At 71.6% G+C, this 5,168-nt stretch carries 6 protein-coding genes and 1 pseudogene; 6 read left to right on the top strand and 1 reads right to left on the bottom strand.

The genetic code is table 11. The features are described 5' to 3' along the window. Nucleotides 1-476 precede the first annotated feature (476 nt). The 6 genes and pseudogenes from N4P33_RS32400 to N4P33_RS32425 form a co-directional block, all read left to right on the top strand. Nucleotides 477-1,037: pseudogene (locus tag N4P33_RS32400) on the top strand (MFS transporter); the annotation flags it as partial. Between the two features lie 97 nt (nucleotides 1,038-1,134). Further along, nucleotides 1,135-1,560: an MFS transporter gene (locus N4P33_RS32405; protein ID WP_260830513.1), complete on the top strand. Its 426-nt coding sequence runs from the start codon at nucleotides 1,135-1,137 to the stop codon at nucleotides 1,558-1,560. 475 nt (nucleotides 1,561-2,035) lie between these two features. Then, nucleotides 2,036-2,263 carry a hypothetical protein gene (locus tag N4P33_RS32410; protein WP_260830514.1) on the top strand — a complete coding sequence of 76 codons (228 nt, stop codon included), beginning with the start codon at nucleotides 2,036-2,038 and terminating at the stop codon, nucleotides 2,261-2,263. A 141-nt stretch (nucleotides 2,264-2,404) separates the two neighbouring features. Then, nucleotides 2,405-3,898: an APC family permease gene (locus N4P33_RS32415; protein ID WP_260830515.1), complete on the top strand. Its 1,494-nt coding sequence runs from the start codon at nucleotides 2,405-2,407 to the stop codon at nucleotides 3,896-3,898. A gap of 1 nt (nucleotide 3,899) precedes the next feature. Continuing rightward, nucleotides 3,900-4,316 carry a universal stress protein gene (locus N4P33_RS32420; RefSeq protein ID WP_260830516.1) on the top strand — a complete coding sequence of 139 codons (417 nt, stop codon included), beginning with the start codon at nucleotides 3,900-3,902 and terminating at the stop codon, nucleotides 4,314-4,316. Between the two features lie 41 nt (nucleotides 4,317-4,357). Continuing rightward, complete coding sequence (locus N4P33_RS32425) at nucleotides 4,358-4,879, top strand: hypothetical protein (RefSeq protein ID WP_260830517.1); 522 nt, start codon at nucleotides 4,358-4,360, stop codon at nucleotides 4,877-4,879. A gap of 29 nt (nucleotides 4,880-4,908) precedes the next feature. On the opposite strand, the gene N4P33_RS32430 is transcribed toward N4P33_RS32425, so the two are convergent. Next, a partial coding sequence (locus N4P33_RS32430; RefSeq protein ID WP_260830518.1) for a hypothetical protein occupies nucleotides 4,909-5,168 on the bottom strand: 260 nt, incomplete at its 5' end.

Below are 5,168 nucleotides of genomic sequence, written 5' to 3' on the forward strand. Positions count from 1 at the left end.
TCGCGGTGAGCTCGGTGAGGAGTTCGCCGGTGTCGCCGTGCGGCGAGGCGCCCAGCGGCGTCACGAGCACCTCGCCGATCCCGCCCGTCAGCGCGGCCGCGGTGGTCTCCGCGTCCTGGGCCGGCAGCAACCCGCGCTCGACGCCCTCACGGACCACCTCGGCGAACAGGGCCCGGCACGTTCGGCGCCGACGGCCGGTTCCGCCGGGGCGGCGAGCAGCGCGTAGGCAAGGCCCCGACCGAGCCGGCGGCGATCCCGGCCGCGTCCGCGACCGCCGTCACAGAGGCCTGCGTCCGCATAAGGTCACCCAGCACGTCTACGCGGTCAACGACTACTTCCCGCAGCGCCGGGTGATGGAGCGCATCGCCATCGCCGGAGTGCCCCTCTCCTGATCCCCGCCGGCCGGCCCCGCCCGGGGACCGGCCCGCCCCCGACCCGCTGCTCCACCGGAGAAGTCCATGACTGCTGCAGACATGATGATCAACTTCGCGGACAAGTCCGTCCTGGGCCTGGCCGCGGACGAGATCCGCGCCGACCGCGACCTGAGTGCCACTCAGTTCGGGCTCGCCAACAGCGCGTTCTTCCTGCTCTTCTCGGTCGCCGCGATCGCCGTCGGACTCGTCGCCGACCGTGTGTCACCGAAACTGCTCCTGCTGGTCATGGCGGTGATGTGGTCCGTCGCCCAGGTGCCCGCGGCCATCGGCGGCGGCCTGGCGGTGCTCGTCGCCTCGCGTGTCGTACTGGGCGCGGCCGAGGGGCCCGCGTTCCCGGTCGCCCAGCAGGCCACCTTGTCGATGTTCGCCAACGAGAAGCGCAACCTGCCCGGCGCGCTGATCACCATCGGCATCACCCTCGGCGTCATCGTCTCGGCGCCCACCCTCTCCTGGGTCATCCAGAACCACGGCTGGCGCGCCGCCCTGTGGGTGCTGTCCGCCATCGGCGTGGTCTGGGCCGCCGTCTGGTACGCCGTCGGCACCGACGGCCGCCACCGCACCGGCGATGCCGCCGACGTCCCGGGCACGGCGGCGAAGGCCACAGAACCGGTGAAGATCGCCTACCGCCGCATCTACGCCAGCCGCACCTGGATCGGCACCACCCTCGCCTATTTCTTTCACCTACTGGGCCGTCGCCCTGATGCTCGTCTGGCTGCCGTCCTTCCTGCGCAACGCCCTCGGCTACTCCGCCGACACAGCCGGACTGCTCGTCGTCGCGCCGTGGACGATCGGAGCCCTCGTCCTGCTGGCCCAGGCAGGCATCGCCAACCGGCTGATGCGCCGGGGCCACAGCAGCAGGGTGGCCCGCGGCCATGTGGGCGGCTGGACCCTGGTGATCGGCACGGCCGGCTGCCTCGCCGTACCGTTCACCGACAACACCACCCTCCAGATGGTGCTGACCGCGATCGGCTTCGGCTTCGGCGGTGCCTTCGCCACCATCGCCGCCACCACCGTCACCGAACTGGCCCCCGCCTCGCGCCGCGGCGGAGCGCTGGGCACGATGAACGCCCTGGTGACGACGTCCGGCCTGGCCGCGCCCGCGATCGTCGGCGCGAGCGGCTCCTGACCGAGATACGCGACGTCCTGCGCCGGCTGCCGCACCGCACCGACTACTACCCTGGCGCCGACCGCAGGCTGAACGCGGTGACCGAGGCCCATCCCGGGGCCGAGACCCTCGGCGAGGACCGGTGCCGCCTCCTCGTGCCCGACATCGACGCGCTCGACGACCCGATGCTCACCGACGAGGTGTTCGCCAGCGCCCTCGGCGTCGTGCGCCTCCCCGGCTCTCAGGCGCCAAAGTTCCTCCGCAACGCCACGGAGTTCTGCAACGAACGGCTCCCCGGCACCCTCGGCGCCACCCTGCTGGTCCACCCCGCACCGAGCGCGAGCACCGCGCCGCGGTCGACGCCGCCGTCGCCGGCCTGCGCTACGGCACCCTCGGCATCAACTGCTGGTCCGCCATCGACTTCCTGCTGGGCTACACCCCGTGGGGCGCCTTCCCCGGCCACACCCGCCGGCAGATCGGCAGCGGCATCGGCTTCGTGCACAACGCGTTCATGCTGGAGGACGTGGAGAAGACCGTCCTGCGGGCCCCCTTCGCCCCGGCACCGCGCGGCCTGTTCACCGGCTCCCCCTCACTCTCCCCGCGCCCGCCGTACTTCGTCACCAACCGGACGGGCCGCACGACCCTCGAGCGCCTCACCGCCTTCACCACCGCACCCGGGGTCCACCGACTCCCGGGCATCTTCCTCTCCGCACTGCGCGGCTGACCCGGGCCGTCCCCCGGACGCCGACGGGCGGCCGGGGGTACGTGCACTCGGGTGACACACGGCGCGCAACGGCGCCGACGACGCCGAAAGCCCTCGCACTCCCGGTTGGATTCCCCTCAGGTACGACCGAAGTGAGGGCGCATGACCAACCCGACGGCGGACGCGGCTCGACCGGAGGGGCTGAAGCCCGACGCGATCGGTTTCCTCGACGCGCTCGTGATCGGTCTCAACGCCACATCCCCCGCCTACTCGCTGGCCGCCGTCGTCGGCCCGATCGCCGTGCTCGTCGGCATCCACGCCCCCGGCGTGATGCTGGCCTCGTTCGTGCCGATGCTCCTGATCGCCTCCGCGTTCTACTACCTCAACCGCGTCGACCAGGACTGCGGCACGACCTTCTCCTGGGTCACCCACGCCATGGGGCCGTGGGCCGGCTGGCTCGGCGGCTGGGCCATCGCGATGACCGGCGTGCTGGTCGTCGGCTCCCTGGCCGACGTCGCCGTCACCTTCGCGCTGCTCACCGTGGGCCTGGACAGCTGGGCCGAGAACGAGGCCGTACGCCAGACGCTCGCCGTCGTGCTCATCGTCGTCATGACGGCCGTCTGCGTCATCGGCACCGAGATCTCGGCCAAGGTGCAGAACGTCCTCATCCTGGCCCAGGTGGTCTGCCTGCTCGCCCTCGCCGTCGTCGCCCTGTACCGCGTGTACGCCGGCACCGGCACCCTCGACTCCATCGAACCGTCGATCGGCTGGCTGAACCCCTTCGGCGCCGGCGGCGCCTCACTGACGGCCGCACTCCTCCTCGGCGTGTTCATCTACTGGGGCTGGGAGTCGGCGGTCAACCTGACCGAGGAGACCGAGGACTCCGCCACCGCGCCCGGCAAGGCGGCGATCTGGTCGACCATCGTGCTGCTCGTGACGTACGTGTCGGTCGCCATCGCCGTCGTGGCCTACGCCGGCACCAGCTTCCTGGCCGAGAACGCCGAGGAGGAGGAGTTCCTCTTCGCCCTGCTCGCCGACGAGGCGATGGGCGGCTGGGACTGGGTCGTCCTGCTGGCCGTCTCGACCTCCGCGCTCGCGTCGACCCAGACCACCATCATCCCCGCCTCCCGCACGGCGCTGTCCATGGCCCGCAGGCACGCCCTGCCCCACCACTTCGCCCACATCCACCCGCGGTTCCGGACCCCCGACGTCAGCACATGGTGGGTGGCCGGCATCGCGATCGCCTGGTACATCGTCGTCAGCCGCATCAGCGAGAACGCCCTGTTCGACTCACTCACCGCCCTGTCGCTGCTGATCGCGTTCTACTACGCCCTCACCGGCGTGGCCTGCGCCGTCTTCTACCGCCGTCATCTCACGGAGAACGTCAAGCAGTTCCTGCTCATCGGGGTCGGCCCGCTGGTCGGCGCGGGGCTGCTCACCTGGCTGCTGGTGGAGTCGGTCGTCGACATGGCCGACCCGGAGAACTCCTACAGCGGCGTCTCATGGTTCGGGCTCGGCCCACCCCTCGTCATCGGCATCGGCATCGCCCTCGCGGGCGTCGTCCTCATGATCGTGCAGCGGCTGGTGTCGCCCGCCTTCTGGTCCGAACGGCCCACGGTGGCCGACCCGGACCTCGTCCACGGCAAGGAGTCCTGAGATGTCCCTGGTCCTCGGCTACGACGAGTCGCCCGGCGCGGTCCGGGCCCTGCACGTCGCGATCGAGCTGTCGGCCGCGCTCGGCGAGCCCCTCGTCCTGGTCTACGGCGCCGCGGCACCGGGCGCCCTGGGGGAGGAGTACCGCAGCCACCAGGAGGCCGTCCGCGAGTCCGGCCGCAAGGTGCTCGACCAGGCCGTGGACGTGGCCGCCGGTGCCGGCGTACCGACGACCGTCGAAGTCATCGACGAGAAACCGGCCCAGGCCCTGCTGGACGCCGCGTCCCGCCACGGGGCCCGGTTCATCGTGGTGGGCAGCTGGGGGGAGAGCCCGGTACGCGGCGCGCTCCTGGGCTCCACGCCCCACAAGCTGCTGCACCTGTCACCCGTGCCGGTCATCTGCGTGCCGATGGAGCAGTGAACCGCGGAATCCCCGCCGTCGCCGCCGGGCAGCCTTGCCGTATGCCAACGAACGCGAACGCGAATCCCGGCGTCCACGTCTGCTCCCTCAAGGTCGACACACCCCAGCTGATCCAGCCCGGCACCACCTACAAGATCGTCAGATTCCCGTTCGGCGCGGCGGAGCCCACCGACCGGTTCGAGATGCACCAGACCGTGCAGCCCGACGGCTACGTGGTGAACAACTGGGCGACGGACGACCGCAGCGGGCTCATATGGCCGTCCAAGGCCGGCTGGGGCCATCTGCACGCCATGGTCCAGTGGGAGGCGGCGAGCTCGACCGGCGGCTACACCGAGCTGCGCGACCAGTACGTCCGCGACCCGCTCGGCCTCACACCGACCCCCAACGACACGACGGCGACCGAGCACCGCACGCCCACCCCGGGCGGCCAGTACTACGTCAAGAACCACGGCCTCTTCGTCGAACCGGGCACCCCCGTGGCCCTGCGCGTCACCCACAACGACGCGAGCCCTCGGCAGCTGACACTCGCCGAGTTCAAACTCGTCATCCATGACGCGGCGTAGGGGATCTCCGGCGGCAGCACCCGGCTGATCTACCAGATGAGACACCAGTAAGTGCCGTAGGCGCCGATGCCGATACGTCGGCCCTGCGGTACCAGGTGCGGATCCACCCGGCCCACCGCCGCCAGCGAGCACACCGGGTCACCGACCACCCCGTCCGCCGCCATGCGCTGCGCGGCGGCCACCGCGGCGGGGGAGGTGTACCACGTGGTGGTCGCCACCGGCCGGGGCGGGGGAGTGGCCGACGGCTTCGGTCGCACCGGGGGAGGCGTGGCCGTCCGCTCCGGCGTCC

Source organism: Streptomyces sp. 15-116A, assembly GCF_025290915.1.
Lineage (GTDB): Bacteria > Actinomycetota > Actinomycetes > Streptomycetales > Streptomycetaceae > Streptomyces.

Bases quoted from the DNA above. Each gene is read 5' to 3' on its own strand.
- N4P33_RS32405 (WP_260830513.1), top strand. From the start codon at position 1,135: ATGCTCGTCTGGCTGCCGTCCTTCCTGCGCAACGCCCTCGGCTACTCC.
- N4P33_RS32415 (WP_260830515.1), top strand. From the start codon at position 2,405: ATGACCAACCCGACGGCGGACGCGGCTCGACCGGAGGGGCTGAAGCCC.
- N4P33_RS32420 (WP_260830516.1), top strand. From the start codon at position 3,900: ATGTCCCTGGTCCTCGGCTACGACGAGTCGCCCGGCGCGGTCCGGGCC.
- N4P33_RS32425 (WP_260830517.1), top strand. From the start codon at position 4,358: ATGCCAACGAACGCGAACGCGAATCCCGGCGTCCACGTCTGCTCCCTC.